This is a genomic window from Thalassospira marina (assembly GCF_002844375.1).
GTDB classification, from domain to species: Bacteria; Pseudomonadota; Alphaproteobacteria; order Rhodospirillales; family Thalassospiraceae; genus Thalassospira; species Thalassospira marina.
In genome coordinates this window covers 4029074-4054172 of the sequence record NZ_CP024199.1, presented here as the reverse complement: position 1 = coordinate 4054172, position 25099 = coordinate 4029074, and the positions used below count along the sequence as shown (strand labels likewise).

The 25099-nt window shown below is 55.6% G+C and carries 25 protein-coding genes; 15 read left to right on the top strand and 10 right to left on the bottom strand.

Annotated elements, in window-relative coordinates; genetic code table 11:
• Positions 1–3: 3 nt before the first annotated feature.
• The 4 genes from CSC3H3_RS18415 to hemC all read right to left on the bottom strand — a co-directional run bounded on the left by CSC3H3_RS18415 (position 4) and on the right by hemC (position 5025).
• Positions 4–1428 (bottom strand): heme biosynthesis protein HemY, encoded by a 1425-nt coding sequence (locus tag CSC3H3_RS18415; RefSeq protein WP_101285768.1) that lies wholly within the window; start codon positions 1426–1428, stop codon positions 4–6.
• Complete coding sequence (locus CSC3H3_RS18410; protein WP_101286320.1) at positions 1425–3131, bottom strand: mitofilin family membrane protein; 1707 nt, start codon at positions 3129–3131, stop codon at positions 1425–1427. Before CSC3H3_RS18410 ends, CSC3H3_RS18415 begins: the two co-directional genes overlap by 4 nt.
• Before the next feature lie 54 nt (positions 3132–3185).
• Positions 3186–3917, bottom strand: coding sequence for a uroporphyrinogen-III synthase (locus CSC3H3_RS18405; RefSeq protein WP_101285767.1), 732 nt, complete (start codon positions 3915–3917; stop codon positions 3186–3188).
• A 163-nt stretch (positions 3918–4080) separates the two neighbouring features.
• Positions 4081–5025, bottom strand: a complete 945-nt coding sequence (hemC, locus tag CSC3H3_RS18400) for a hydroxymethylbilane synthase (protein ID WP_101285766.1) — start codon at positions 5023–5025, stop codon at positions 4081–4083.
• A 250-nt stretch (positions 5026–5275) separates the two neighbouring features.
• Between hemC and tsaD the strand changes: the two genes are divergently transcribed.
• Together tsaD and CSC3H3_RS18390 are read left to right on the top strand one after the other, a co-directional pair.
• A complete protein-coding gene (gene tsaD, locus CSC3H3_RS18395; RefSeq protein WP_101268956.1) occupies positions 5276–6334 on the top strand; it encodes a tRNA (adenosine(37)-N6)-threonylcarbamoyltransferase complex transferase subunit TsaD in 1059 nt (352 codons plus the stop codon).
• A gap of 104 nt (positions 6335–6438) precedes the next feature.
• Positions 6439–7446, top strand: coding sequence for an NAD(P)H-dependent glycerol-3-phosphate dehydrogenase (locus CSC3H3_RS18390; protein ID WP_101286319.1), 1008 nt, complete (start codon positions 6439–6441; stop codon positions 7444–7446).
• Between the two features lie 85 nt (positions 7447–7531).
• Here CSC3H3_RS18390 and CSC3H3_RS18385 read toward each other — a convergent pair whose 3' ends face one another.
• Positions 7532–8104: a hypothetical protein gene (locus tag CSC3H3_RS18385; protein WP_101285765.1), complete on the bottom strand. Its 573-nt coding sequence runs from the start codon at positions 8102–8104 to the stop codon at positions 7532–7534.
• Positions 8105–8271: 167 nt separating this feature from the next.
• On the opposite strand from CSC3H3_RS18385, the gene CSC3H3_RS18380 reads away from it, so the two are divergent.
• Genes CSC3H3_RS18380 through CSC3H3_RS18370 form a run of 3 tightly spaced genes read left to right on the top strand, consistent with a single transcriptional unit; the run spans position 8272 to position 9311 of the window.
• On the top strand, positions 8272–8550 hold the full coding sequence (locus tag CSC3H3_RS18380) for a YciI family protein (protein WP_101268961.1): 279 nt from the start codon (positions 8272–8274) through the stop codon (positions 8548–8550).
• Between the two features lie 3 nt (positions 8551–8553).
• A complete protein-coding gene (locus CSC3H3_RS18375) occupies positions 8554–8967 on the top strand; it encodes an EVE domain-containing protein (RefSeq protein ID WP_101268963.1) in 414 nt (137 codons plus the stop codon).
• Positions 8964–9311 carry a Rieske (2Fe-2S) protein gene (locus CSC3H3_RS18370; RefSeq protein ID WP_101268965.1) on the top strand — a complete coding sequence of 116 codons (348 nt, stop codon included), beginning with the start codon at positions 8964–8966 and terminating at the stop codon, positions 9309–9311. Before CSC3H3_RS18375 ends, CSC3H3_RS18370 begins: the two co-directional genes overlap by 4 nt.
• Before the next feature lie 82 nt (positions 9312–9393).
• On the opposite strand, the gene CSC3H3_RS18365 is transcribed toward CSC3H3_RS18370, so the two are convergent.
• Positions 9394–10188, bottom strand: coding sequence for an alpha/beta hydrolase (locus CSC3H3_RS18365; RefSeq protein ID WP_101285764.1), 795 nt, complete (start codon positions 10186–10188; stop codon positions 9394–9396).
• 39 nt (positions 10189–10227) lie between these two features.
• Here CSC3H3_RS18365 and CSC3H3_RS18360 point away from each other — a divergent pair, with 39 nt between their 5' ends.
• The 8 genes from CSC3H3_RS18360 to pheT all read left to right on the top strand — a co-directional run bounded on the left by CSC3H3_RS18360 (position 10228) and on the right by pheT (position 18156).
• Complete coding sequence (locus CSC3H3_RS18360) at positions 10228–11463, top strand: glycosyltransferase family 4 protein (protein WP_101268969.1); 1236 nt, start codon at positions 10228–10230, stop codon at positions 11461–11463.
• The gene (locus tag CSC3H3_RS18355; protein WP_101268971.1) at positions 11460–12470 is read left to right on the top strand and encodes a glycosyltransferase family 9 protein; all 1011 of its coding nucleotides are present in this window, start codon (positions 11460–11462) and stop codon (positions 12468–12470) included. Before CSC3H3_RS18360 ends, CSC3H3_RS18355 begins: the two co-directional genes overlap by 4 nt.
• A gap of 206 nt (positions 12471–12676) precedes the next feature.
• Positions 12677–13192, top strand: a complete 516-nt coding sequence (gene infC, locus CSC3H3_RS18350) for a translation initiation factor IF-3 (RefSeq protein ID WP_101268973.1) — start codon at positions 12677–12679, stop codon at positions 13190–13192.
• 36 nt (positions 13193–13228) lie between these two features.
• Positions 13229–13633: a response regulator gene (locus tag CSC3H3_RS18345; protein WP_101268975.1), complete on the top strand. Its 405-nt coding sequence runs from the start codon at positions 13229–13231 to the stop codon at positions 13631–13633.
• 338 nt (positions 13634–13971) lie between these two features.
• A complete protein-coding gene (gene rpmI / locus CSC3H3_RS18340) occupies positions 13972–14169 on the top strand; it encodes a 50S ribosomal protein L35 (RefSeq protein WP_101268977.1) in 198 nt (65 codons plus the stop codon).
• A gap of 19 nt (positions 14170–14188) precedes the next feature.
• A complete protein-coding gene (gene rplT / locus CSC3H3_RS18335) occupies positions 14189–14545 on the top strand; it encodes a 50S ribosomal protein L20 (protein ID WP_073955290.1) in 357 nt (118 codons plus the stop codon).
• A 127-nt stretch (positions 14546–14672) separates the two neighbouring features.
• Entirely contained in the window at positions 14673–15743 is a 1071-nt protein-coding gene (pheS, locus tag CSC3H3_RS18330) for a phenylalanine--tRNA ligase subunit alpha (protein ID WP_101269123.1), read from the top strand.
• Positions 15744–15747: 4 nt separating this feature from the next.
• Complete coding sequence (pheT, locus tag CSC3H3_RS18325) at positions 15748–18156, top strand: phenylalanine--tRNA ligase subunit beta (RefSeq protein ID WP_101285763.1); 2409 nt, start codon at positions 15748–15750, stop codon at positions 18154–18156.
• Between the two features lie 101 nt (positions 18157–18257).
• On the opposite strand, the gene CSC3H3_RS18320 is transcribed toward pheT, so the two are convergent.
• Entirely contained in the window at positions 18258–18923 is a 666-nt protein-coding gene (locus CSC3H3_RS18320) for a peroxiredoxin-like family protein (protein ID WP_101285762.1), read from the bottom strand.
• 101 nt (positions 18924–19024) lie between these two features.
• Between CSC3H3_RS18320 and CSC3H3_RS18315 the strand changes: the two genes are divergently transcribed.
• Positions 19025–19921: a LysR family transcriptional regulator gene (locus tag CSC3H3_RS18315; protein ID WP_101286318.1), complete on the top strand. Its 897-nt coding sequence runs from the start codon at positions 19025–19027 to the stop codon at positions 19919–19921.
• Here the strand turns inward: CSC3H3_RS18315 and CSC3H3_RS18310 are convergent.
• Genes CSC3H3_RS18310 through CSC3H3_RS18300 form a run of 3 tightly spaced genes read right to left on the bottom strand, consistent with a single transcriptional unit; the run spans position 19915 to position 22908 of the window.
• On the bottom strand, positions 19915–20367 hold the full coding sequence (locus tag CSC3H3_RS18310) for a hypothetical protein (protein WP_245881181.1): 453 nt from the start codon (positions 20365–20367) through the stop codon (positions 19915–19917). The two genes, CSC3H3_RS18315 and CSC3H3_RS18310, sit on opposite strands and share 7 nt — an antisense overlap.
• 22 nt (positions 20368–20389) lie before the next feature.
• On the bottom strand, positions 20390–20860 hold the full coding sequence (locus CSC3H3_RS18305; protein ID WP_101285760.1) for a hypothetical protein: 471 nt from the start codon (positions 20858–20860) through the stop codon (positions 20390–20392).
• Positions 20861–20862: 2 nt separating this feature from the next.
• Positions 20863–22908 (bottom strand): sensor histidine kinase, encoded by a 2046-nt coding sequence (locus CSC3H3_RS18300; RefSeq protein ID WP_101285759.1) that lies wholly within the window; start codon positions 22906–22908, stop codon positions 20863–20865.
• 299 nt (positions 22909–23207) lie between these two features.
• On the opposite strand from CSC3H3_RS18300, the gene lepA reads away from it, so the two are divergent.
• Positions 23208–25013, top strand: a complete 1806-nt coding sequence (gene lepA, locus CSC3H3_RS18295) for a translation elongation factor 4 (protein WP_101268991.1) — start codon at positions 23208–23210, stop codon at positions 25011–25013.
• Positions 25014–25099: the final 86 nt, after the last annotated feature.

The window sequence follows — 25099 nt, the reverse complement described above, 5'->3', positions numbered from 1 at the left end:
GCGCTATACGCGGTCCTGGCTTTTGCCTGACGTTATGGCTTCATCCCCGTCAATGGTGGTTCCGGCAACAGAAACGGCCAATGGGGCGTCGGGTTTGGCTTTGGTGCCAGCATGTTCGTGGTTGTTGTGTGCATGGGCATGCAGGCGAAGCGGCGCGCGCCAGTCAATTGCTCCAAACGAATGGCAGGACGGGCAGATAACCGACCATTTGCCGGTTTCGGCCCCGCAGGCACCACAGCGCCAGTCCGGGTCCGGGTTGGCGTGGCTGGCTTTGACCAGCAATTCGCGGGCCTTGGCCGGGTCCTGTTTTTCGGCAAATTCCAGATCGGCCAGCAGGCGGTAATGGCGGGCCTGCGCATTTTGTGCAATCGCCTTTTCCACATTGCTGCGTGCCATACCCCACAATTGGGCGTTCAATGCGGCCTCGGCCAGCAAAAGCTGGCTTTCAGGGTGATCGGTTTTCCCTGCAATCAGCTTTTCAACCGCCTTAACCTTTGCCAGGGCATCACCATCCAGGCTTTGCAGGTAAAGCTGGCCCAGCGCACCGTTCGGGCTGATCTGCCAGCTTTGGCTGACGACATCACGCGCTTTGCCCGGCTGACCAACCTTGATGTAAAGTTCGGTCAACAGGATAGCGGCACCGCTGAAATCGGGATGGGCGGTCAGGGCCTTGCGCAGCAGTTTGACAGCTTCGCTGTTTTCACCATCGCGAATGGCGTCTTCGGCCTTGGCGGTGATCAACAATGCACGGCGGCGCGAAAGTTCATCTTCCTTGAAGATATCGGCTTTTTGCGCATCAACCAGCAGGGTCAATGCCCGGTCCCAGCGTTTGGCACCCAAAAGCAGGTCAAAATAGGTGACCAGAACCGACGGATTGCGCGGGCGCAAACGGTGGGCACGTTCGGCATAATCCAGCGCTGCTTTGCGGTCATCTGCCTTAAGCGAAAGCTGCAGCAAGCCCCGCAAACCGAAAAAGGCCGAATCCGGTGATTTCAGCATTTCTTCGAACTGGCGGTGGGCAGCGGCATTGTTGCCTTCAAGTTCGGCTGCCTGCGCGGTTAACAGGCGCGTTAGTGTGTCGTCTTCCAGGTATTTATCGACCGCACGGGTATGTTTAAGGGCCTGGCGGACATCGCCCGATGCCAGTTCAAGCAAGCCCATGGTCAGGGCCTGCTGGCCCTTTTTACGGCGACGGCTGCCCAGCATACGCCCGACCCAGCCCGGCGAACGCGAAATGACAAACCAGATGCGCCACAGCACCACCAGCGCAAAAACCAGCGCCAGAATTGCCAGAACAACCATGCCGATCGAACCATCAAAACGATAGCCCAGCCAGATAATGGTCATGGTGCCGGGGTTATTGGCAAACCAGACAGCACCGGTCACAAGTGCCGCCGTAATCAGAACAAAGATAACCAGGCGGATCATTGGGCAGCCTCCGATCCGGCGGAATTGTTGATCGGTGTGTTACCGGTTTTATCTTCCTGCCCGGTCAAAAGACCAATGGCATGGCTGCTTAGGGTTTCAATGGCGACATTGATGGTCTGGCGGGCGCGGGCCTTTGCCAGCCACGGTTCCAGTGCGGCCTTGGCGCTTTCACCTTCAACCCCTTCAAGGGCGGAAATGGCATCTGCCAGATTATCCTGTGCCAGGGCCTGTTCGGCGCTGACAAGGCGGCCATCAAGGGTTTCCTGGCCAACGGCATCCACCCGGCGGATGGGGAACAGCTTTTTCAGATTGGCAACGGTCGAATCCCAAACCCCGCCGGAATGATCATCGCTGGCTGCTTTGATCGCTTCGTCTGCGGCAAGGGGGAAGGATTGCCGCAATTGTTCAATACGCGGTGCGCCATTTGCGGCAAGCGGTTTTAAGGCCTCGATCTGTTTTTGAACAATGGTGTCGTCCGACCCGCTGCGGTTAAGCTGGTTAAGGGCGACTTCAAACGGGCCGCCGCGTTGTGCGGCATCACGCAGGATGGCAATGCCAATACCAATGGCCTGGCCGCGCCCGGCAATGCGCAGGCCTTCGGTTGCTTTGAGTTCATCCTCGACGGTGGCCATACGGGCCGTCAGATCCCGCATTTCCTTTGCCACGCCGGAAAGTTCGGACTGAACACGGGCGACTTCGTCAATCGGTGCGGTGCGGGTTTCAAGTTCGCCAAGGCGGCGCGCGACCGAATCGTTAATCTCGCCACCACGTTCGCTATCGAGGCGTTCCCGCAGGGCGTTGATTGTGCCTTCCAGATGCGATAGGCGCGATGTCAGGTCTGTTGCGACCACAACATTTTTTGCCTGGGTATCGGCAGGATCGGTTGCTTCTGTATTATCAGATCCACTCATTGCACCGGCGGCGGTGGCAGGTTCGTCACCGGTGTTATTCGGGGCATCGGCGTTCGGGGCGGCCTGCTGGGTATCCATGCCCATATTGCCAACGCCATCACCCTTGCTGGCATTGTCGGTTGCCATCACATCGGCGCTGCCATTCTCGCTGGCGTTTGTGCCGCTGTCAGGGGATGTGCTTTCGGCAGGTTGATCAGCCAGACTGTTGGCAGCCATATTGCCATTGCCCGATGCCGCGCCATTTGCCGGTTGCTGCATATCGGCGGTGTTTTGCGCCTCTTCAGGGGCTAGGGCATCAACCGTGCTTTGCGGCAGCATATTGGCCAGGGTCGGTTCGGCCTGTTTCCACCACATGGCCCGGCTGGCCCAGCCAAGGGCCAAAACGATACCGACAATAATGACGGCCCAGATCACCACCATGATGGCGGGTTTGTTGGCCTTTTGGCCCTGTGCTGTGGCTTTGCCTGCTGCGGCATTTTTGTCGCCGGGTTTTGCCGTGCCGGATGTGGCACTGCCGGTCGTCGATGTGCCGGGTTTGGTGCTGGCTGAATTGCTACCAGAAGCGCTGCTGGTTGATGCGGTTGCACCACCGGCCGGTTTGGCTGATGACGTGCTGGCGCTGCCAGTGGGGGCAGATGTGTTTGTGCCTGAGGCGGGCTTTGCGCTGGCATCGCCTGAGGGCGTTGCAGGCTTGGCAGCACTTGCATTGCCTTTGCTGTCGATCGAGATCGTATCCTGGCCCTTGGCCGGCGTCGCGGAAGTGTCGGTTTTTGGCGTTTCTGGTTTTTTCACGGTCGGACCATTGCAGTTTGCGGTTGTTCCGATACGCCCACTGGCGCAGGACATTCAGACGATAGCGTTATCAAGTTCCGATAACAGGCTTTCTTGTGTCGGTTGTGCCGCGACCGCGATCCTGCGCCATTTCAGGCTGGCAAGGCGGTCTTTGACGGCGGGGCTTAGACAGATTGCGCTTACGGTGGTCATCGCCCCTTGTATGTTATGATGTTCCACCAGCTTAACAAAGGATTCAGCCGTGCGGGGAGAGAAAAATAACACCGCATCAATTGCCGCATGAGCCAAGCCATCAATAATTGCAGGTGGCAGGCTGGTTGCGGCATGGGCCTCGTAAAGTGTTTGGCGATCTATGACGTAACCCTTTGAAGCCAATAATGTTCCCAGATCACCTGCCGTTTTGCGCGCTGCCGGATGGTAGATTGGCCCGCCATTGGCAGGCAGGCGTTGCGCAATCAGGGCGGCAAGGTCGTCAATGTCGCCCCCGGCACTAAAAACCGTGGCAAAACCGGCCTCGCGGGCGGTGGTGGCGGTGGCATCGCCCACGGCCATAACCGGCAGGTCCCGCCGCGGGCAATGACGGATAAAGGCGCGCACACCATTGGCCGATGTGAAAACAACAGCCTGCACACCATCAAGGTTCAGGCCGGGCTGGTCATCGGGCAGGGCGGGAAAGTCAATCGTCAGCATGGGAGCACAGCAGACATCATAGCCGCGCTGCTGCAAGGCAATTGCCAGATCACCGGAATCGGTTTCTGGCCGTGTATTCAGGACCGTTTTCCCCATGGTGACATCCATCCTGCTCAGGAATTGGGCCTATCAGATGTTCTAAATGCTTTTCGGTCAAAGGGCTGTGGCAATTGCCCCAAAAGCCCTGACAGGAAGCATTTTTGCGAGGCATCCCGCCAAATGATGCGCGATGCCTCGCAATGATTTATCTGCCTGTTTGTCAGGCGAGAATAAAGTCAGGCCCGCCGCGCTGTTTAAGCTCGTTTCCGGCATCGGTGCCAATGCGGTCTGCCCCGGCGATATCGGGGTTTTCAAGGGTGCGTTCCGCATCAAGCCATTCGCTGCCATCGGGGCGGACAATGGTCACACGCAGGCGCATGGTGCCGTTTTCATCAATCTCGGCCAGGGCCGCGATTGGTGTTTTGCACGAACCGTCCAGTGCGCGCAGGGCGGCACGTTCGGCGGTGATGCGCAAATCGGTTTCATGGCAATGCAGCGATGACAGCCAGTTGGCGACCTTTTCATCGCCTGCCCGAATGGCAAGCCCCAGCGCACCCTGGCCAACGGCGGGCAGCATGTCGTCTTCGGAAATGACATGGGTGGCAATTTCGGGATGGCCGAGGCGGTTTAACCCGGCCATTGCCAGCAGGGTGGCATCGGCCTGGCCTTCTTCAAGCTTGCGCAGGCGGGTTTGCACATTGCCGCGAAAGGTTTCGACCTTCAGATGCGGGTATTTGTTCAAAACCATTGCCTGGCGGCGCAAAGATGCGGTGCCCACAACCGACCCTGCGGGCATGTCGGCAAAGCTTTTATATTTGGTGGAAATAAAGGCATCACGCACATCTTCGCGCGGCATGATAACCGGCATGGCAATGCCTTCGGGCAGGATGGTCGGAACATCCTTGATGCAGTGAACGGCAACGTCGATTTCACCCTTAAGCTGGGCTTCGTCGATTTCCTTGGTAAACAGGCCCTTGCCACCAATTTCCGAAAGCGCGCGGTCGGTTACCCGGTCGGCGGTGGTGGAAATGACAACGATTTCGATATCGTTTTCGCCCGAAAGTTCGGGATTTGCCTTTGCCACGAGGTCGCGAACTTCATGCGCCTGTGCCAGTGCAAGGGGGGAACCACGGGTGCCGATGCGAAGTTTTGCTGTATCTGTCATGGTGCCGGTTTTTAATCCGAATTCAGTGTTTAAACAAGTTTTGCACGGTATCGTTGACGATCATGTCGTTATTTAGACTGCAGAACGCAGCCCTGCATAGGACCAATATCGTTCCCTGGGGATGAAAATGGCTGTCATGTCATTTCGATATCCTGCAAAGGGTGGCAAGGCGTGTTACTTTGGGCTACATCATCGCCCACAGGCCTGCTTTGATCGGGCGCAAACCAGTGATAGCCGGATATCAAATTCCATGAATGTTCTTGGTATTGAAACCAGTTGTGATGAAACGGCTGCTGCCGTTGTAAATGACAAACGCGAAATTTTGTCCAACCGCGTTTTGACCCAACTGGAAGATCATCGCCCCTATGGCGGGGTCGTACCCGAAATTGCCGCGCGCGCGCATCTTGAACATATCGACCGCCTTGTTGCCGAGGCGATGGATGATGCCGGCATGGAATTTGATGACCTTGACGCCATTGCCTGTACCGGCGGGCCGGGCCTGATTGGTGGGGTGATGGTTGGCACCATGACGGCCAAATCCATTGCCTTTGCAGCCAATAAACCCTTTCTGGCGGTTAACCACCTTGAAGGCCACGCCTTGACCGTGCGCCTGACCGACGATGTTGCTTTTCCCTATTTATTGCTGCTGGTTTCGGGCGGGCATTGCCAGGTTCTGATTGTTGAGGGTGTTGGCAAATACCGCCGTATTGGCACCACCATTGACGATGCCGTTGGCGAAGCCTTTGATAAAACCGCAAAGATGCTGGGCCTTGGCTACCCTGGTGGGCCGGCATTGGAAAAACTGGCCGCACATGGCGACCCGCTGCGGTTTCGTTTGCCCCGCCCCTTGCGCGGGCGTGAAGGATGCGATTTTTCATTTTCGGGTTTGAAGACCGCAGTTCGCGTACATCTGGATGGTTTCCCCGTGCCTCAGCGCACTGACGAGGTAAAGGCTGACCTTGCGGCATCCTTCCAGCGCGCGGTGGGGGAAACCCTGATTGATCGCACCAAAAACGCGATCTACCAGTTCATGCGCGAATATCCTGAAGGTAAAACGCTGGTTCTGGCTGGCGGGGTTGCGGCCAATAAATATCTGCGTACCCGTTTGACCGAACTGACCGATAAGGCCGGGATGCAACTGGTTGCACCGCCTTTGCCGCTTTGTACCGATAATGCCGCCATGATCGCCTGGGCCGGGCTTGAACGGTTCCGCCTTGGGCAGGAAGACCCGCTGGATTTCAAACCGCGTCCGCGCTGGCCGCTGGACCCGGAAGCCCCCAAGCGCCCTGGTGCCGGTGTTAAGGCCTGATAACGGCCGTAAACGGCAACCCCGATGCGAACCCGATGCGGATGGGTGGCTTGGGGCGGCACGAACATAAAGACGATGGCGTATTTAAACTGGAATTTGCTGGCATGTCGGAAAAGCGCATAGGAATTGTCGGGGGTGGTGCCTGGGGAACGGCACTTGCCATTCAGGCCGTCCGGGCCGGGGCGGATGCCCGTATGCTGCTGCGCGATGGTGACCTTGCCGCGCGGATGAATGAAACGCGCGAAAACGACCTTTATTTGCCCGGCATTGCCCTGCCTGCCGGTCTTTCGGCCAGCTTGAACGCGCCAGATGTGCTGGCAGCCGATTTTGTCCTGCTGGTGACGCCGGCACAGTTTTTGCGCGACAGTTTGAAGACCCTTGCTCCGCACTGGCAGCCCGGCATACCCGCCGTTATTTGCGCCAAGGGGATTGAAAAAAAGACCGGCGCGTTAATGGAAACGGTTGTGCGCGAAGAACTGGGTGATGTGCCGGTTGCCGTTTTGTCCGGCCCGACCTTTGCCCAGGAAGTGGCCAATGGCCTGCCTGCCGCGCTGACACTGGCCTGCCGTGACCGGGAATTGGGCAAAAAACTGGTTGAACAGATCGGCACATCGTCTTTCAGGCCCTATTACAGTTCGGATGTGACCGGTGTTGAAGTGGCCGGGGCCATCAAAAACGTGCTGGCGATTGCCAGTGGCGTGGTGGCGGGCATGCAGCTGGGCGATAATGCGCGCGCAGCCCTTGTGACACGCGGCCTTGCCGAAATGTCACGCCTTGCCATTGCCACGGGCGGGCGGGCCGAAACCCTGATGGGCCTTGCCGGATTGGGCGATTTGATGCTGACCTGCACAGGTACGCTTTCGCGCAATTACACCTTTGGCGTGGCACTGGGACAGGGGCAAAGTGCAGCCGATATTTTATCCTCCCGGCGCAGTGTGACCGAAGGGGTGCATACGGCAGCATCGGTTACGGCTGTTGCCGAAAAATACGGCGTGGAAATGCCAATTTGCAACGCGGTGAACCAGGTCGCCAACCACCATGCACCCCTGCGCGAAACCATTGACGCCCTTTTGAATCGACCCTTCCGGGATGAGCTTGAAGCGCGGCTTTAAACCTGATTCTGCGTGTGGTCTGTTGCCTTAACTTCGTTTAACGGGAAATGCTCTTTTTGGTGATAGACATGCGGTGTCTGTGATCTCAGTTCCCATCCTCTGACATCCGGTCCCAATATTCATCCCATTCTTCTTTTGTTGGGTAATTCGGCATGTTCTTTATTCCGTTCTCTATCATTTGTTCAATTTCGTCGGCAGATACCTGATCAATAAGGAAGTCGCGCAATTTTTCTTGTGTAGCTTCGAGGGAAGAATCGGACATATCCGAGCATAGAACAATTTGTTCGATATCTTTGCTATCGTCAGGAAGGCGTCTGAAACTCATGTAAAAGATAAAAGGATCATAGGCCGAAAATCGTTCATCCTCTTTTGCGTCGACCAACAAAGGGGAGTTATCGAAATTTTCAGTGAGGGTGATACGGGCACCTCTATTGAGCGAGGGCACCCAGAAATCGAACATAACCGGATTATGGAATGGTTCAGGCCCGTTATCCCGTTCGTAATCCTGCAAAGTTTCGCATTCGGGAAATAGCTCATCACCCAAAGACTCTTTCACAAGCTGCTTCCAGAAATCTATCAGCAACTGAAATGAAGCATCATTTTCCCTGAAATCGGAAAAGGGGAAGAGTGGGTGATTTTTGAAATCCGAGAGTTTCATTGGTTTTTCGGTGTCGTTCCTATGCTTCGCCTGCGTGCACAATACACAATCAGGTTATCAGTGGACGCAAAATCACCGCATAGCTTAGGTCAATCTTGAGCTGTCGTGATCATTCTGTCACTTTGGCGGTATCTTGTTTTCCAATCCTATCAAATGCAGGAAAATCCATGCTGTTTTACATCCGTTGTGTTGATAAACCCGGCCACCTTCATGTGCGCAAGGCAAACCGCGATGCCCATCTGGCCTATGTGAAGGATGGGTATGCTGACAAAATCGTTGCTGCAGGCCCCACGCTTGATCCTGATCTGGAAGGTATGAACGGGTCGGTTTTTATTATCGAGCTTGAAGACATGGCAGCGGCCGAAACCATGACGGCGAATGACCCCTATGCCAAGGCTGGCCTGTTTGAATCTGTTGTGATCCGGCCGTTTAAAAAGGTTTTCTGATCCATGGCGTACTGGCTGATCAAGACCGAACCCTCTAGCTGGTCATGGGATGACCAGGTGGCAAAGGATATTGAAGGCTGGGACGGTGTTCGCAACTATCAGGCGGCCAATAATCTGCGCGCCATGAAAATTGGTGACCAGGCGTTTTTCTATCATTCGGTGAAAGAAAAAAGCATTGTCGGCATTGTCGAGATCGTACGCGAAGCCTACCCGGACCCAAGCGATGCCAAGGGCAAGTTTGTGCAGGTTGATGTTAAAACCGTCAAACCGCTTGTTCGGCCGGTAACGCTTGATGCCATCAAGGCAGACCCGCAATTTTCGGAACTGGCATTGTTAAAACAGTCCCGATTGTCGGTTCTGCCAATTGATGATGCGTCCTGGAAGGCCATTTGCGATATGGGTGGCGTCAAACCATGAGCAGGCTTGCCCCGGAAGGGACCGTTTTATGCGCGCTAAGCGACCTTGAGGCGACAGGGGCCAAGGGCCTTTTTGTTGGCGAGGGGGAGTCGCGGCAGAATATTTTTGTCGTGCGTGAAGGCGATGGCGTTTTTGGTTACGTCAATAGCTGCCCGCATATTGGCGTGCCGCTGGAATTTGAACCTGACGAATTCATCAGCGAATTTGGTGGCGAAATTTTATGTTCCACCCACGGCGCGCGTTTTCGCATTGAAGATGGCTATTGTGTTTCCGGGCCGTGTAGTGGCGATGCCCTGGAACCGGTTGCCGTTAAGGTCGATGGGGAAAATGTGGTGATGGCGTAACGCCGGAAAGACTGCAAATGAACAACCAAAAACGGGGCGGTTCCACATGGTGCCGCCCCGTTTTGTGTGAATGGCAGTGTGTTCAGCCTGCGGCAAAGCCGGTCAGAACATCGATATGATGGGTGATGGCATCAAGTTCGGCCGGTTTGGACAGGCGATGATCGCCCGATTTGACCAGTTGAACCTCGACATCATTGCTCGACAGTTTTTCAGCCAGTTTCAGGGCGGTTTGCCATGGTACATCGGGGTCTTCCATGCCCTGTACCAGACGTACCGGAATGTCGAGATTGATGGTGTCGCGCAACAATAGATGGTTGCGGCCATCCTCGATCAGGGCGCGGGTGATGGTATAGGGATCATCGCCATATTCGGTGGGTTCGACCAGCGCGCCTTTTTCCAGGATGGTGTGTTTTTGATCCTCGCTGAACTGGGCCCACATCAGGTCTTCGGTGAAATCCGGGGCGGCGGCGATGCCGATCAGGCCCGTTACGCGATCAGGCCGGGCAAGGGCGGTCAGCAGGCTGATCCAGCCCCCCATCGAGGACCCCACCAGAATTTGCGGGCCGCGTGCAACCTCGTCGAGAATCGCGATGGCATTACGGGCCCACTGGCCGATGGTGCCGTCGGCGAATCTGCCCGATGATTGTCCGTGACCGGAATAGTCAAAGCGGGTATAAGCCAGGCCGCGACGGACACAATGTTGCTCCAGATGTGTTGCTTTGGTCCCTGTCATGTCGGACATGAAACCGCCAAGAAACAGGATGCCGGGCTTTTCATCATTTGGTGTCGCTGCCTGCTTGCGGGGGATCGCGTGGTATGCGATTTTTGATCCGTCAGGCTGGTCGAGAAACATAAGTGTCGGCATGTCATAAGTCATCTGGGCACGGAATCCTGGATGCTGAATGGTTAAGGTTGGATGAGCGCGTCACAAAACGAGACAAAGCCAGTCTATCGCCCCCGGCGACAGACGCAAGGTTCGGACTTTCGTCCGGCGGTAATCCTGCAGGTTCTGCCCGAACTGGAAACAGGCGGCGTGGAACGTGGAACGGTAGATATTGCCAAAGCCATTGTTGATGGCGGTGGCGTGGCACTTGTGGCGTCCCAGGGCGGGCGGCTTGAGCGTGAACTTGAACGTGTTGGCGCGCGCCATATCAACCTGCCGCTCAAATCCAAAAATCTTTTGACCATGCGCCAGAACGGGCGCCTGCTGGCGGATCTGATCGGGTCGGAAGGGGTGGACATTGTTCATGCCCGTTCACGTGCCCCGGCCTGGAGCGCGCGCTGGGCTGCGCGCCATATGCAGGTGCCATTCGTTACCACGTTTCATGGCACCTATTCGGGTTATACCAACCCGTTCAAGCGATATTACAATTCCGTCATGACCATGGGCGACCAGGTGATTGCGGTGTCAGAATTTATCGCCAATCACATTCGCAAATATTACCGCATTGATGAGGAACGCCTCAATGTGGTGCCGCGCGGTACCAATGTGGACCTGTTCAACCCCGAAAATGTCAGCCCGGAGCGCCTGATTGCGCTTTCGACCCAGTGGCGGCTGAATGGCGGGGAATATGTCATCATGCTGCCAGGCCGGTTGACGCGCTGGAAAGGCCAGGCCTTCCTGATCAAGGCGATACCCGCCATGCTTGAGGAAATTGGCCATCGCAATGTGCGCTGTCTGCTGGTGGGATCGGACCAGGGGCGTTCGGCATATCGCGAAGAACTGATCGAGCTGAGCCGCAGCCTTGGCCTGCAGGATATTGTTCATATCGTCGATCATTGCAACGACATGCCAGCGGCCTATATGCTGGCAAATGTTGTTGTGTGCCCGTCACTTGACCCTGAAGCCTTTGGCCGTGTACCGACCGAAGGGCAGGCCATGGGACGGCCGATTGTGGCAACAGCCCATGGTGGTGCGACGGAAACGGTATTGCCCGGTGAAACCGGGTGGCTGGTTGCCCCCAACGAGGTGCCGCAGCTTTCACATGCGCTGGCCCAGGTTTTGAAGCTGAGCCCGGAACGGCGCGAAGCCATTGCCCTTAAGGGCCGGCAACATGTAATTGAAAAATTTTCCCTGACCCAGATGGCGGAACAGACCCTGGCAGTGTACGAAAAGGCCCTATTGCGTATCGCCAGGAATAATGCGGCATGACAAACGACAAGATGGCACCGATTGGTGCGGAAATGGCCGTTGGTGGTGATGAACCGGTTAAACGGCAACGGATTTTGGTGATCAAATTAAGTGCGCTGGGCGATGTCGTTATGGCAACCGGCCCGTTTGCGGCCATTCGCCGTGCCCATCCCGATGCGCATATCACCCTGCTGACGACCAAGTTATATGTTGATCTGGCAAAATCGACTGGCTGTTTTGATGCCATTGCCGTGGATCGCCGGCCCAAGCTGACGCAGTTTGGCGACCTGATGGCGCTGCGCCGGTTTTTGCGCAGTGGCGAATTTGATCGCGTTTATGACTTGCAAACATCGGATCGCAGCACATTTTACTATCGGCTGTTCTGGCCGGGCAAGGCACCGGAATGGTCCGGGATTGCCTGGGGATGTTCGCATCCGCATAAACACCCCGAACGCCACAAGATGCATACCATTGAACGTCATATCGACCAGTTGGCGGGCATGGGCATTACCGATATTCCCCTGCCGCATCTTCATGCGCCCAAGGTGGACCCGGACCGGTTTGGCATCAAGACACCCTATGTCCTGATTTGCCCGGGCGGTTCGCCCCATCGCCCGGAAAAGCGCTGGCCGGCGGAACGTTTTGGCCTGCTTGCCAAGATGCTGGCTGACTATCGCCTGACGCCGGTTCTGATTGGCACGGACAAGGAAGCCGATGTGCTTGATCGCATCAGCAATATGTGCCCGCGCGCACGTAACCTGATGGGTAAAACCGATTTCCTTGAAATTGCCAGCCTGGCACAGGGGGCGGTTCTGGCGATTGGCAATGATACGGGGCCGATGCATTTGGCCGCGGCGGCCGGTGCGCCGACCATTGTTCTGTTTTCAGAGGCATCAAACCCGGCCATGTGTGCCCCGCGCGGGCATGGCAAGGATGCGGTCAGCATTATCCAGCAACCTGATCTGCGCAATTTGCCCATTACCCGGGTTTTCGAGGTTATCCGCCAGCGGTTGAACCTGGAAGACTAGGGGCAAGCATATCGAAGCGATGCAAAAGACAGGCCAGCGAATTGAAGCGGAACTGTCTTATATTGCGAAATCATTGCTTTCTGATATGCAGGCGATATGCTAAATCAGTTTGCTACTGATGCTTTTGCGGGCATCGGGCAATTGTTGCTTGCCTTAATATTTTTGACTGTCAGAGGAGATTCTCCATAGCACGACCACGCAAACCGATGCAGCCGACCAAAGAGGGTCCGCGCGTCAATCAGGATATCAAAGCCCGTTCCATCTGTGTTGTTGACGCAGAAGGCAATTTGTCACAGCCGATTAGTGTTCGTGAAGGCATTGACATGGCGATGGAGGCTGGACTCGACCTCGTCGAAGTCGCCCCGAATGCCGAGCCGCCGGTTTGCAAGCTGATCGACTTTGGCAAATTCAAATACGAACAGAGCAAGAAACAGAACGAAGCCAAAAAGAAGCAGAAGGTTATCGAGGTCAAGGAAATCAAACTGCGACCGAATATCGATATCCATGACTACAACGTCAAACTGCGTGCGGCTCAGAAGTTTCTTGGTGGTGGCGACAAGGTAAAAGTCACGCTGCGTTTCCGCGGCCGTGAAATGGCGCACCAGGATCTTGGTCTTGGCATGTTGCAACGTTTTTCCGGTGATCTGGAAGATCTGGCCAAACCGGAAATGATGCCAAAGATGGAAGGCCGGATTATGATTATGGTGCTGGCGCCGCGTTAAGACGCGGCGATACAGCCAAACCGGAAGGAGACGCCGATGGGAACAGGTCAGGGCCCTCTCGTTGTCGGTGTTGACGACGACGCCAAAAGCCTTGTTCTGCTTAAGCGGATCGTCGAAAGCGGCGGTTACCGTTTCATCGGTGTGTCTTCCGGGCATGAACTTTTAACTCTGCTGAAAACCGAACGGCCGCGTGTCATCCTGATGGATGTGATGTTGCCGCAAATGAACGGTTTTGAAGCCAGCCTTCGGGTTCGTACCGGTTTTCCGCAATTGCCCTGTGCCGTTATTTATGTGACGGCCCGGCAAAGCGAGGAAGACCTGCGCGGTGGCATTGCGGCAGGGGGAAATGATTTTGTGCTAAAACCGGTTAACCGGGAAAAATTGCTGAGCCGAATCGAAAAATGGCTGGGTAAGGCACATCTGGTTAAAACCGCCGTTTAGGCGGTTTTTCTTTGTCTGCTGGCCTGCATTTCGGCCTGCCGGATGATTGCGTCATAACATGGCAGCTATCCCGTATCGGGGAATCGGGGCCGTGATGGCGGTTTTTGCGGGTGAAACCGGCTGAAAACTGCTGATATTGCCGGTTGTTGGGGTATGGCCCTGCCAGGCCGGGCGAATGGCGGCTGTGACCGAAAAGTTCCTTGAAAAAGCATGGGGTGGAGTCTATAACCACCCGTCCCCGAAACAGGTGGTGAGGCTGGAGATGATTTTATCGTCTCGGGGCATGCCCAGCCGCCGAAGGGGATTTTCGTCAAATTGCTTTTTGCAAGGATAGAAAAATGCCCAAGATGAAGACAAAATCGAGCGTTAAAAAACGCTTTAGCCTTACCGCCTCCGGCAAGGTCCGTCGTAATGTCGCTAACAAGCGCCACCTTCTGACGGCAAAACCGACGAAAATGAAGCGTCAGGCACGCGGCACGGAAATTCTGTGTGATGCTGATGCACGTATCGTCAAAAAATTCCTGCCGTACGGCTAAGGCTAAGGAGAGTTAAGAAATGGCTCGTGTAAAAGGGGGCGTGTCTTCGCACGCTCGTCACCGCAAGGTAATTAAGGCTGCCAAGGGTTACCGCGGTCGTCGTAAAAACGCTTACCGCACCGCGGTTCAGGCTGTCGAGAAAGGTTTGCAGTATGCATACCGCGACCGCCGCGCCAAGAAACGCCAGTTCCGCAGCCTGTGGATTCAGCGTATCAATGCCGGTGCCCGTGAAAACGGTCTGACCTATTCGCAGTTCATGAACGGCCTGAAAAAAGCTGGTGTCGAACTGGACCGTAAGGTTCTGGCTGACATCGCCGTGCGCGAACCGGAAGCCTTCAAGGCTTTGGTGACCCAGGCCCAGGCTGCGCTCGCCTGATAAACCTTTTTTAAAAAGGTTTTTTACGGCATTGCCTGATTTATTCGGGGGCGGCCATTTTTGGCCGTCCCCGTTTTTGTTTTTAAGTTTCTTTATCCTGTTCACACCAGCCAAAGCGTCGGAAGTTATGGAAAACATCGAAGCGTTGCGCGAAGAGGTTCTGGCAGAAGTTGAAAAGGCGGCTGATCTGGCCGGCCTGGAAGACATCCGTATCAGCGCCCTTGGCAAAAAGGGCCGCATTACCGGCCTTATGAAAAACCTTGGCAAGATGGACCCGGACCAGCGTCGCGAATTTGGTCAGGCCTTGAATGCGGTCAAAGACCAGGTTGCCAGCGCAATTGACATGCGCAAGGGCGATCTGGAAAACGCCGCCCTTGAGGCCCGTCTGACCGGCGAACGCATTGACGTCACGCTGCCTTCGCGCCCGAGCGAAACGGCAGGCCGCATTCACCCGATCAGCCAGACGATTGACGAAATCGTTTCGATTTTTGGCGAAATGGGTTTTGCGCTGGCCGAAGGCCCGGATATCGAAGACGATTTCCATAACTTTACGGCGCTGAACATTCCGCCCGAACATCCGGCGCGTGAAATGCAGGACACTTTCTATCTGCCCGAAGCCGAAGACGGATCGCGCCTGGTGCTGCGTACCCATACCTCGCCGGTGCAGATCAGAACGATGCAGTCCAAAACCCCGCCGATCCGCATTATTGCGCCGGGCCGGACCTATCGTTCCGATAGCGATATGACCCATACGCCGATGTTCCATCAGGTTGAAGGCCTTGTCATCGACAAGAAAACCCATATGGGCCACCTCAAGGGGTGTCTGCTGGAATTTGTGAAGACCTATTTCGAGCTTGATGAAGTGCCGGTGCGTTACCGCCCGAGCTTTTTCCCGTTTACCGAACCCAGTGCCGAAATGGACATTGGCTGTTCGCGCAAGGGCGGCGAGCTTAAAATCGGTGCCGGTGATGACTGGTTGGAAATTCTGGGTTGCGGCATGGTGCATCCGCGCGTTCTGGCGGCATGTGGCCTTGACCCCGAAGAATATCAGGGCTTTGCCTTTGGCATGGGGATTGAACGTATCGCCATGCTGAAATACGGCATTCCCGACCTTAGAACCTTTTTCGATACCGATCTGCGTTGGCTGAAACATTATGGTTTCGTGCCGCTGGATGTGCCGAACATGGTTAGGGGCTAAGATTATGAAATTCACATTCGACTGGCTGAAACAGCATCTTGATACCGATGCGTCGGTTGACCAGATCACCGAAAAGCTGACTGCAATCGGCCTTGAGATTGAAAGCTTCGAGGACCGTTCGGCAGCCCTTGCCGATATCCGTGTTGCCTATATCGAAGAAGCCGGCCAGCACCCTGATGCTGATCGCCTGAAACTGTGCAAGGTCAATACCGGCGAAAAGATCATTCAGGTGGTTTGTGGTGCGCCCAATGCCCGTACCGGCATCAAGGTGGCACTGGCCCAGCCCGGCGCGATCATTCCGATTGATGGTTCCAAGCTGAAACCCGGCAAGATTCGCGGTATCGAAAGCCAGGGCATGATGTGCTCCACGCGCGAGCTGTGCCTGGGCGAAGACCATGACGGTATTATTGAATTGCCTGCCGATGCCGAAATTGGCGCACCGGTTGCCGGTGTTCTGGGGGCTGATGACCCGATCATTGAGATTAACCTGACGCCGAACCGCCCGGATTGCACCGCTGTTCGCGGTATTGCACGGGACCTGGCGGCTGCTGGCATGGGCACGCTGAAGGATGATCCCTATCAGGTTGCCGTTGAAGGCGGCTTTGACAGCCCGGTTTCGGTCACGATTGCTGATGACGTGCTGGCAAATGGTGCTGCACCGGCATTTTATGGCCGTTATATTCGTGGCGTTAAAAATGGCGAAAGCCCGGACTGGCTGAAAGCCCGCCTGGAAGCCATTGGCCTGCGCCCGATTTCGATTCTGGTGGATATCACCAACCTTGCGACCTTTGACCTTGGCCGCCCGCTGCATGTTTTTGACGCGGACAAGCTGAACGGCAATCTTGATGTTCGTTATGCCCGCGACGGTGAAACGCTGCAGGCGCTGAATGACAAGGAATATACGCTGACCAGCGACATGGTCGTGATCGCCGATCAGGCTGCTGCGCAAAGCATTGGCGGTATCATGGGGGGCGAGCTTACGGGTTGCCAGAATGATACGGTTAACGTTTTTGTCGAATGCGCGCTGTTTGACCCGATCGTAACGGCAAAAACCGGCCGTAAGTTGCAGATCAATTCTGACGCCCGTTACCGGTTCGAGCGTGGTGTTGACCCGCAATCCGTTATCTGGGGGATTGAGGTTGCAACCCGTTTGATTACCGAGCTTTGCGGCGGTGACGTTTCGCATGTGGTAAAGGCCGGGGAAGTTCCGGCACCGAAAAACAGCTTTGATCTGCGGATTGGGCGCATTGCCGAGCTTGGCGGTGTAAGCGTTACGCAGGATCGCGCCAGCGAAATCCTGACCTCGCTTGGTTTTGAGGTTTCGGCAAAAGAAGGCGTTTTAACCGCCATTGCCCCGACCTGGCGTCCCGACATTGTTGGCGAAGCCGACCTGGTTGAAGAAGTGCTGCGTATCATCGGTTACGATCAGATCCCGACTGTGGAACTGGAACGTGAAACCAGCCTGCCGGTACCGGCCCTAAGCCCGATGCAGAAACGTGTTGGCCTGTCGCGCCGCGTTCTGGCGTCACGCGGGATGTATGAAACTGTGACCTGGGCGTTTGCGGATTCGCGTCTGGCAGGTGCCTTTACCGATCTGAAGCCGGGCCTGTTTTTGGCAAATCCGATCAGTTCCGATCTTGATGTGATGCGCCCCAATGTGCTGATCAACCTGATTTCGGCGGCTGGTCGTAACCAGAATCGTGGTTTCCCCGATCTGGCCCTGTTTGAAGTTGGTCCGGAATTTTTCGGTGACCAGCCGGGTGATCAGCGCCTTGTTGCTGCCGGTTTGCGCGCAGGTGCCACCACCGATCGCAGCTGGACCGGTTCGCGCCGCGAGATTGACGTGTTTGACGTCAAGGCTGACGCCGAAGCCCTGATTGATGCGCTGGGTGTTCCGGCGGGTAATATTCAGGTGAATGCCGACGGTGCGCCGTCATGGTATCACCCGGGCCGTTCGGCTGCGCTGCAGTTGGGCCCGAAAAACGTTCTTGGCTATTTCGGTGAATTGCATCCGCGTATCCTTAAGGCGCTGGATGTCAAAGGCCGTGTGGTGGCGTTTGAACTGTTTGTCGAAAACCTGCCGATGCCCAAAAAGAAAGGCACCAATCGTCCGCCGCTGAATGCTTCGGCATTCCAGTCGGTCGAACGCGACTTTGCCTTCCTGCTTGATGCGTCGGTCAGTGCCGAACAGGTGGCCAAGGCCGCACGCAGTGCCGATAAGGGCCTGATTACCGATGTGACGATTTTTGACCTTTATGCCGGTAAAGGCATTGAAGATGGCAAAAAGTCACTGGCATTTTCGATTACCCTGCAACCGACCAAACAGACATTGACCGATGAAGAAATCGACGGTGTTTGCAAGAAGGTGATTGCAGCGGTTGAAAAGGCCACCGGTGGCGCATTGCGCGGTTAACCGGCAACTGTTTCGATATCGAATAAAAGCGGGCTGCGATGATGCAGCCCGCTTTTTTATTGGGTTTTGGCCCGGTTCATGCGGGCGGCTGGCCTGATTTTTCAGGCCGCACCCTGTGTTTTCAACTGGTCCAGCACCGCAAACAGGTCCGAAGGTTCGGGGCGTTTGGTGTAGTCGGCATTGACTTCGGCATAGGCGATAATGCCGTTCTGGTCGATCACATAGCGGGCAGGCATTGGCAGGGTCCAGCTATCCTCGCCATTAAAGGCGGTCAGGTCAGCACCCAGTTTTTTATGCACGGCCTGCAAATAATCCGGCAGGTTCCAGCGCACACCAAAGGCCGCGCCGGTTTCACCGCCCTGGTCAACCAGGATGGGGAAGCCCAGATTGTTCTGCCGGTGTGATTTGCGGCTATTGACCGCATTTTGTTGCGAAATGGCAACAAGGCTTGCGCCGCGTGCCTCCAACTCGGCACGTGCTTCTTCCTGGGCTTCAAGGTCGAGGTTGCAATAGGGGCACCAGACCCCGCGATAGAAGGTCACTACCAGCGGGCCTTGTTTCAGAAGTTCTGTTGATGAAACCTGGTTGCCATCGGCATCGGGCAGGGTGAAAACAGGGGCCTTGTCACCGGCCTTAAGGGCGCGGTCCTGTGCACCGCTTGCAATCAGCTCGTCGGTTGCGCGATGCAGGATTTCAACCACGTCGGGCGGCAACAGGGTGCCTTCGGCATGGGCTTTGAGGGCAGTCAGTTTTTCTTGCAGGGACATTGGGGGACTCCGTAAATCCGATTGGTGTATGGCCACACCATGCCGCGTGGTTTATTTATTCAGTAGCCAGTGAATATGACTTTAAGTTATTCATTTTTGTTATGAGTGATCATTTATTTGCCCTGCGCCTGTTTGTGCGCGTCGCCCGCAAGGGCAGCTTTTCGGCGGCGGGGCGGGACATGAATGTGCCGCAACCAACCGTTTCGCGGGTTATTTCCCAGTTGGAGGAACGGGTCGGGGCGCTATTGCTGACGCGGACCACCCGTGCCGTAACCCTGACCGAGGCCGGGCAGGATTATCTGGCGCGGGTTGAGCAGATTTTGGCTGATCTTGATGAGGCCGAACATGCGGTGCGCGGCACCGGAGAATTGCGCGGGGTTTTGCATGTTGGTGTGTCATCCAGCTTTGCCCAGCGGGTTATCGTGCCGTGCCTTGGCGACTTTCTGGCGCAACATCCATCCCTGCGGGTGGAACTGATTATGGATGATACCCGGCAGAACTTCATTGCCGATGGGGTTGATCTGGGTTTCCGGTTTGGGGTGTTATCCGATTCTGCCGCCGTTGCGCGCAAGATCGGCCAATGGAAACGGGTGGTGGTTGGTGCACCGGCCTATCTGGCGACGGCACCGCGTTTGTCTGTGCCCGCCGATCTGGCACGGCATAGCGTTATTTTGGGACCCAGTCACAGCGGGCAGGCGTGGGTATTTCGCCGTAATGGCGAGGTGGCATCGGTGCGTGTGACAGGGCAATTGGCAACCACGGTTAACGAGGTTGCAACCGCAGCTGCCGTGGCCGGTTTGGGCCTGGCCTCGATGAGCGCGGCGGGATGTGCGGCCGAATTACAGGCCGGGCAGCTTGTGCAGGTTTTGCCGGACTGGGATTTTGGGCAGGTTGAATTACATGCCATTTTCCCGGCGGGGCGCGCGGCCATCCCGGCAGCACGCGCCTTTGCCGATTTTATGGCCCGGCAATTGGCCAGCCTTTATAGCGATCAGTAAGTGTTACGCTTTTTCATGATGGCGTAGGTTTCTTCTTCCAGGTCGGCCGCAACAAGGTCCGGCCCGTTGGTATAGATGCGCCAGGATTTTTCAAATTTTTCGCAATCCAGCGTCAGGCGGTCGGCGATGCTGGTCCATTGGCACTGGCGGGGTTTATCCATACCCACCAGGCTGCCGGTTGAATTGTCTTCCAGATGCATGACAAGCAATTGCTGGTCGGTGGTGACGGAATAGACACCATATGTTTCGTTGGCAAAACGATAGTTGATTTCCGTACCATCAAGCTGGCGCCAGCCGCTGGGAAGTGGCCCGTGGATGTCGCGCTGGGAAAAGGATGTGGCAAGTTCCTGCATATGGTCATTGGGCATGATACGCGGGTCGCTGCTGCAGGCTGAAAGCAGAACCAATCCACCAAACATGATGGGTGCGATGCTGAATTTGGTCATTTTCATCTCCCTGTGGCGCGACTTAATCCGAAAAGGTGATTTCTTCGAGAATATTGAAATACCGCCGCCCCTGATAGTATCGAACCATTACCATGTGCGGGCCATCGGTTAATACATACCATTCATGATAAATGTTGCTGCAATCGAAATTCAGCGTGTGTTGTGTGATTTTCCAGTCGCAGGCCGAACGGGAAAGATCACCAAGCCCGCGCCACATTTTACCATCTGGCATGATTTCATAAACAAAGCGGCGTGGCTGACTGGTCGTCTGATAGCCAAAGTAGCTGTGCCCCACCATCCTTTTGCGGATTTCATCACCGCCAAGTTCCTGCCAGCCAGGTGGGGGTGTTTTACTGTCGTGAAAGCGGCCGATCAGGCCGCGTATTTCGGCCATTTCGCTATCGGATAGAGGATCAACGGCCACAGGTGTCCGCGCAGCACAGGCAGCAAGAACTGTGCTTAACAACAGGCCAAGGGCGGGCAATAAGCGCATCCCTATTCCTCGTATCCGCGCAGGGTAAAGATGAAGGTGGCACCGGGGTCGCTGATCGGGCGGGTGGTATCGAGCCAGATTTCACCACCATGCTGTTCAACGATTTTACGGCAAAGCGACAGGCCAAGGCCGGTGCCGCTGAATTCATCCTTATGCAGGCGCTGGAACAGGCGGAAAATGCGCTGGGCATGTTCGGGATGAATGCCAATGCCGTTGTCATGCAGGGTAAAGCGCCAGAAATCGGGTTTGTCCGGGTCGCGCGCCGCGCTGACCGTAATTAACGGCGGCACACCGGGGCGGGAATATTTGATGGCATTGGAAATCAGGTTCTGGAACAGGCGCGAAAGGGCGATTCGGTCGCCATAAAGCTGGGGCAGGGCATCGTGCGTGATAATGGCCTGGGTTTCGGAAATGGCGGCTTTCAGGTCTGCCTGGGCCTCGTTTAAGACTTCGTTGCAATCCACATAGGTCAGGCCGCCATTGCTGCCGGTTTTGGCATATTCCAGCAGATGCGTGATCAGCTTGTGCATCCGTTTGGCGCCATCAACCGCATAATTGATATATTCATCGGCATCCGGGCCAAGCGACCCGCCATAACGCCGTTTAAGAAGCTGGGTATAGCTTGTGACCATGCGCAATGGTTCCTGCAAATCATGCGAGGCAACATAGGCAAACTGTTCAAGGTCTTCGTTGCTGCGTTTAAGCTGGTTCAGGGTTTCGCGCAGTTTTTCGGCGTTATCGACAAATTCGGTCACATCGCGCGCACTGCCCAGCATCACGCCATCGAGCGGGCCGATACAGTGCCAGGCCAGCCAGCGCAGATTACCGTCCTTGTCCTCCATCCGGAAAACCAGTTCGGCTGTCGGTTTTTGGCCGCTGATGCATTCGGCAAAGGCTTTGGTGGCTTCTTCGCGCTGGTCATCGGTGAACAGGTCAAAGAACGGGGTGCCAATGGCAAAATGCACCTTGTCGCCCAGCACATTTTCAAAGGCCGCGCTAAAGCCACGCAAAATACCCTGCAAATCCACGGCAATTGCCGGTTCGGGGGAATGTTGAAGATAGGCTTCAAACGGATTGCAGATTTCCTGGCTGCCGGTGGTTTCAAGCAGCAGAATGGTGGCAAAGCTGTCGCCATGGTCCACATGGCGGGTGGCGGTCAGATAAAAGCGCTGGCTGTGGCTGTCATCGGTTTGGAGGGTGACCATGGCGGCGATCCGGTCCTGGGGCCAGCGGTCTTCGAGCAGGGCGCCACGCAATTGCGCATAGGATGCCGGGCCAAGCAGGTCCATGAAATCGGTTGCGGTGATCATATCGGGGCTGCCGGCGGTTCCCAAAACTTCGGGCCAGTTCAGGCGCAGGTTAAGGGCGGCATGGGGCGTTGAAAGACGCCAGCCGATCAAGGCGCAGCCAAAATTTGACAGGCTGTTTTCTACATCGTTGAAATGCCCCGCCAGATCACGCGAACGGATATGCTGGCGTTTCAGACGGATCCATAACCACACCGAAAGCCAGGTCATGACGGACAGAATCATGGCAAACAGCACGGTGTGCAGGGCAAGACCGCGAAACCATTCATGCAGCAGCGACATTTTGGGCACCATCACCACGGCCATGCGGTTTAGGCGCGGCATGGCATGATAGGCCAGCATGATGGATTTTTTGCCGTGTTCGCAGGTCAGGCTGCCGTCAATATTTCGGCGGTTTTTATCCAGGGTTTCGCGAAGTTCTTCTGCCAGATGTTCGGGAAACTTGCCGTGCAGAACTTCCAGATTGTTATCAAGCACCACCAGCGAAATGTTGTCCTGGTGGGTGGGGATGGATAACAGGCTGTTTTTGCTGGCCTGTGCCACGGAAATGCTGATCGTTGATACCAGGCGCACCAGTTCGGCACGTCCCTGTTCAAGGGCGCTGTCATAAAGCGTTTTCTGGATAATGGCGAAGGACAGCAGGACAATGAATGTTCCGCTAAGCGAGAGAAGCAGCAGGCGATGACGCAATGTTCGCAGGCTGCGCTGCGACAGAGACGGTTCTGTGGCGGTCAGAAACATTGTACTGGGCGCATCCCTGTCGATTCCCTCTATACGGATGAAGGACAAAAGCCTAAATAAACCGGCACGAAGCGTAAAGCGAGATTGCTATGACCCGGTGGTTGCTGTTAAACGATCCGCTTGTGATCGGGAATGGTGTTTTCATCGCAGGCAGCTTTTGCTGAATTCGGGCTGTCTGGGGTTGCGCGCTGTCGCTGTCGAAATTCCGGCATGCTGACGCGGTAACTGAAACGGCCCCTTTTTCGATACGCAGACGTGACACTGGATATATCGATTGCTGATTGCTAGAAAAGCATCCCATGACCGATCTTAAACATATACGAAATTTTTCGATTATCGCCCATATCGACCATGGTAAATCCACCCTGGCCGATCGTCTGATTCAGCTTACCGGCGGTTTGACCGATCGTGAGATGGCCGATCAGGTTCTCGATTCGATGGATATCGAACGTGAACGTGGCATCACCATCAAGTCACAGGCCGTTCGACTGAAATATGTCGCAAAAGATGGCGAGGAATACACCCTTAACCTGATGGACACGCCCGGCCACGTTGACTTCGCCTATGAAGTCTCGCGTTCGCTGGCGGCGTGTGAAGGCTCGCTTCTGGTGGTGGATGCCGCCCAGGGTGTGGAAGCCCAGACGCTGGCCAACGTTTATCAGGCAATGGATAATGATAACGAGATTATCCCGGTCCTGAACAAGGTGGACCTGCCAGCTGCCGAACCCGAACAGGTAAAAGAACAGATCGAGGAAGTTATCGGTATCGATGCTTCTGATGCGGTCATGATCTCGGCCAAAACCGGCCTTGGTGTGCCCGATGTTCTGGAAGCGCTGGTCAAGCGCCTGCCGGCCCCTACGGGGGATGCCAATGCGCCGCTTCAGGTTTTGCTGATCGATAGCTGGTATGACGCCTATCTGGGTGTGATGATTCTGGTGCGTGTGAAGGAAGGTACGCTGAAACGGGGCCAGAAGGTTCGTTTCATGAATGCCAAGGTCACGCACACGATTGACCGTGTTGGTGTGTTTACGCCAAAGCCGCTTGCGCTCGATTCGATGGGGCCGGGTGAAATCGGTTTCATCAATTGCGGGATGAAAACCGTTGCCGAATGCGAAGTCGGTGACACCATTACCGAAGAAAAACGCCCGTGCGACAAGCCGCTGGCGGGTTTCAAACCCTCCATCCCGGTGGTCTTCTGCGGTATTTTCCCGGTTGATACCAGCGAATATGACACGCTGCGCGATGCGCTGGAAAAGCTGCACCTGAACGATGCATCCTTCCAGTTCGAGCCTGAAAACTCGACCGCCCTTGGTCTTGGTTTCCGCTGTGGCTTCCTTGGTCTGCTGCACCTGGAAATTATTCAGGAACGTCTGGAACGCGAATACGAGCTGGACCTTATCACCACTGCCCCGTCCGTGTCTTACAAGATCACGCTGACGAATGGCGATGATATCATGCTTCATAACCCGGCGGACTTCCCTGAAGTCACCAAGATCAAAGCGATCGAGGAGCCGTGGATTAAAGCATCGATCATGGTGCCGGATGAATATCTGGGCGGTATCCTGACGCTGTGTACCGAACGCCGTGGCGTTCAGCTTGACCTGACCTATGTCGGCAACCGGGCGATGGCGGTTTACAAACTGCCGCTTAACGAAGTTGTTTTTGACTTCTATGACCGCCTTAAATCCATTTCGCGCGGCTATGCCAGCTTTGACTATGAGCTGGCGGGTTATGACGAAAGCGACCTGGTGAAGGTATCGATTCTGGTCAATGAAGAACCGGTTGATGCCCTGGCATTGATGGTTCACAGAAGCCAGGCTGAAACCCGTGGCCGCGCCATTTGTGGCCGTTTGAAAGAGCTGATCCCCCGGCAGATGTTCCGGGTTGCCATTCAGGCAGCCATTGGCGGCAAGGTGATTGCGCGTGAAACCGTTTCGGCCCTGCGTAAGGACGTGACGGCGAAATGTTACGGCGGTGACATCACCCGTAAACGCAAACTTCTGGAAAAACAGAAGGCCGGTAAGAAGAAAATGCGCCAGTTTGGCAAGGTCGAAATTCCGCAATCGGCCTTTATCAACGCGCTTAAAATGGGCGACGACAAATAATTTCTGTCGTTGTTTGACCCTTAAAAAGGCTGCAGCCGTTAACCGGCTGTGGCCTTTTTTGTTGTAATATGGCTCCTGCATACGTT

Excerpts from the sequence above, each read along its gene's own strand:
- CSC3H3_RS18310 (WP_245881181.1), bottom strand. The coding sequence starts at position 20,367 with ATGACCAAATTCAGCATCGCACCCATCATGTTTGGTGGATTGGTTCTG.
- pheT (WP_101285763.1), top strand. The coding sequence starts at position 15,748 with ATGAAATTCACATTCGACTGGCTGAAACAGCATCTTGATACCGATGCG.
- rplT (WP_073955290.1), top strand. The coding sequence starts at position 14,189 with ATGGCTCGTGTAAAAGGGGGCGTGTCTTCGCACGCTCGTCACCGCAAG.
- CSC3H3_RS18375 (WP_101268963.1), top strand. The coding sequence starts at position 8,554 with ATGGCGTACTGGCTGATCAAGACCGAACCCTCTAGCTGGTCATGGGAT.
- CSC3H3_RS18345 (WP_101268975.1), top strand. The coding sequence starts at position 13,229 with ATGGGAACAGGTCAGGGCCCTCTCGTTGTCGGTGTTGACGACGACGCC.
- CSC3H3_RS18390 (WP_101286319.1), top strand. The coding sequence starts at position 6,439 with ATGTCGGAAAAGCGCATAGGAATTGTCGGGGGTGGTGCCTGGGGAACG.
- CSC3H3_RS18355 (WP_101268971.1), top strand. The coding sequence starts at position 11,460 with ATGACAAACGACAAGATGGCACCGATTGGTGCGGAAATGGCCGTTGGT.
- CSC3H3_RS18305 (WP_101285760.1), bottom strand. The coding sequence starts at position 20,860 with ATGCGCTTATTGCCCGCCCTTGGCCTGTTGTTAAGCACAGTTCTTGCT.
- CSC3H3_RS18380 (WP_101268961.1), top strand. The coding sequence starts at position 8,272 with ATGCTGTTTTACATCCGTTGTGTTGATAAACCCGGCCACCTTCATGTG.
- CSC3H3_RS18365 (WP_101285764.1), bottom strand. The coding sequence starts at position 10,188 with ATGACTTATGACATGCCGACACTTATGTTTCTCGACCAGCCTGACGGA.
- CSC3H3_RS18415 (WP_101285768.1), bottom strand. The coding sequence starts at position 1,428 with ATGATCCGCCTGGTTATCTTTGTTCTGATTACGGCGGCACTTGTGACC.
- CSC3H3_RS18300 (WP_101285759.1), bottom strand. The coding sequence starts at position 22,908 with ATGTTTCTGACCGCCACAGAACCGTCTCTGTCGCAGCGCAGCCTGCGA.
- rpmI (WP_101268977.1), top strand. The coding sequence starts at position 13,972 with ATGCCCAAGATGAAGACAAAATCGAGCGTTAAAAAACGCTTTAGCCTT.
- infC (WP_101268973.1), top strand. The coding sequence starts at position 12,677 with ATGCAGCCGACCAAAGAGGGTCCGCGCGTCAATCAGGATATCAAAGCC.
- tsaD (WP_101268956.1), top strand. The coding sequence starts at position 5,276 with ATGAATGTTCTTGGTATTGAAACCAGTTGTGATGAAACGGCTGCTGCC.
- CSC3H3_RS18315 (WP_101286318.1), top strand. The coding sequence starts at position 19,025 with ATGAGTGATCATTTATTTGCCCTGCGCCTGTTTGTGCGCGTCGCCCGC.
- lepA (WP_101268991.1), top strand. The coding sequence starts at position 23,208 with ATGACCGATCTTAAACATATACGAAATTTTTCGATTATCGCCCATATC.
- CSC3H3_RS18405 (WP_101285767.1), bottom strand. The coding sequence starts at position 3,917 with ATGGGGAAAACGGTCCTGAATACACGGCCAGAAACCGATTCCGGTGAT.
- CSC3H3_RS18370 (WP_101268965.1), top strand. The coding sequence starts at position 8,964 with ATGAGCAGGCTTGCCCCGGAAGGGACCGTTTTATGCGCGCTAAGCGAC.
- CSC3H3_RS18360 (WP_101268969.1), top strand. The coding sequence starts at position 10,228 with ATGAGCGCGTCACAAAACGAGACAAAGCCAGTCTATCGCCCCCGGCGA.
- CSC3H3_RS18320 (WP_101285762.1), bottom strand. The coding sequence starts at position 18,923 with ATGTCCCTGCAAGAAAAACTGACTGCCCTCAAAGCCCATGCCGAAGGC.
- hemC (WP_101285766.1), bottom strand. The coding sequence starts at position 5,025 with ATGACAGATACAGCAAAACTTCGCATCGGCACCCGTGGTTCCCCCCTT.
- CSC3H3_RS18385 (WP_101285765.1), bottom strand. The coding sequence starts at position 8,104 with ATGAAACTCTCGGATTTCAAAAATCACCCACTCTTCCCCTTTTCCGAT.
- pheS (WP_101269123.1), top strand. The coding sequence starts at position 14,673 with ATGGAAAACATCGAAGCGTTGCGCGAAGAGGTTCTGGCAGAAGTTGAA.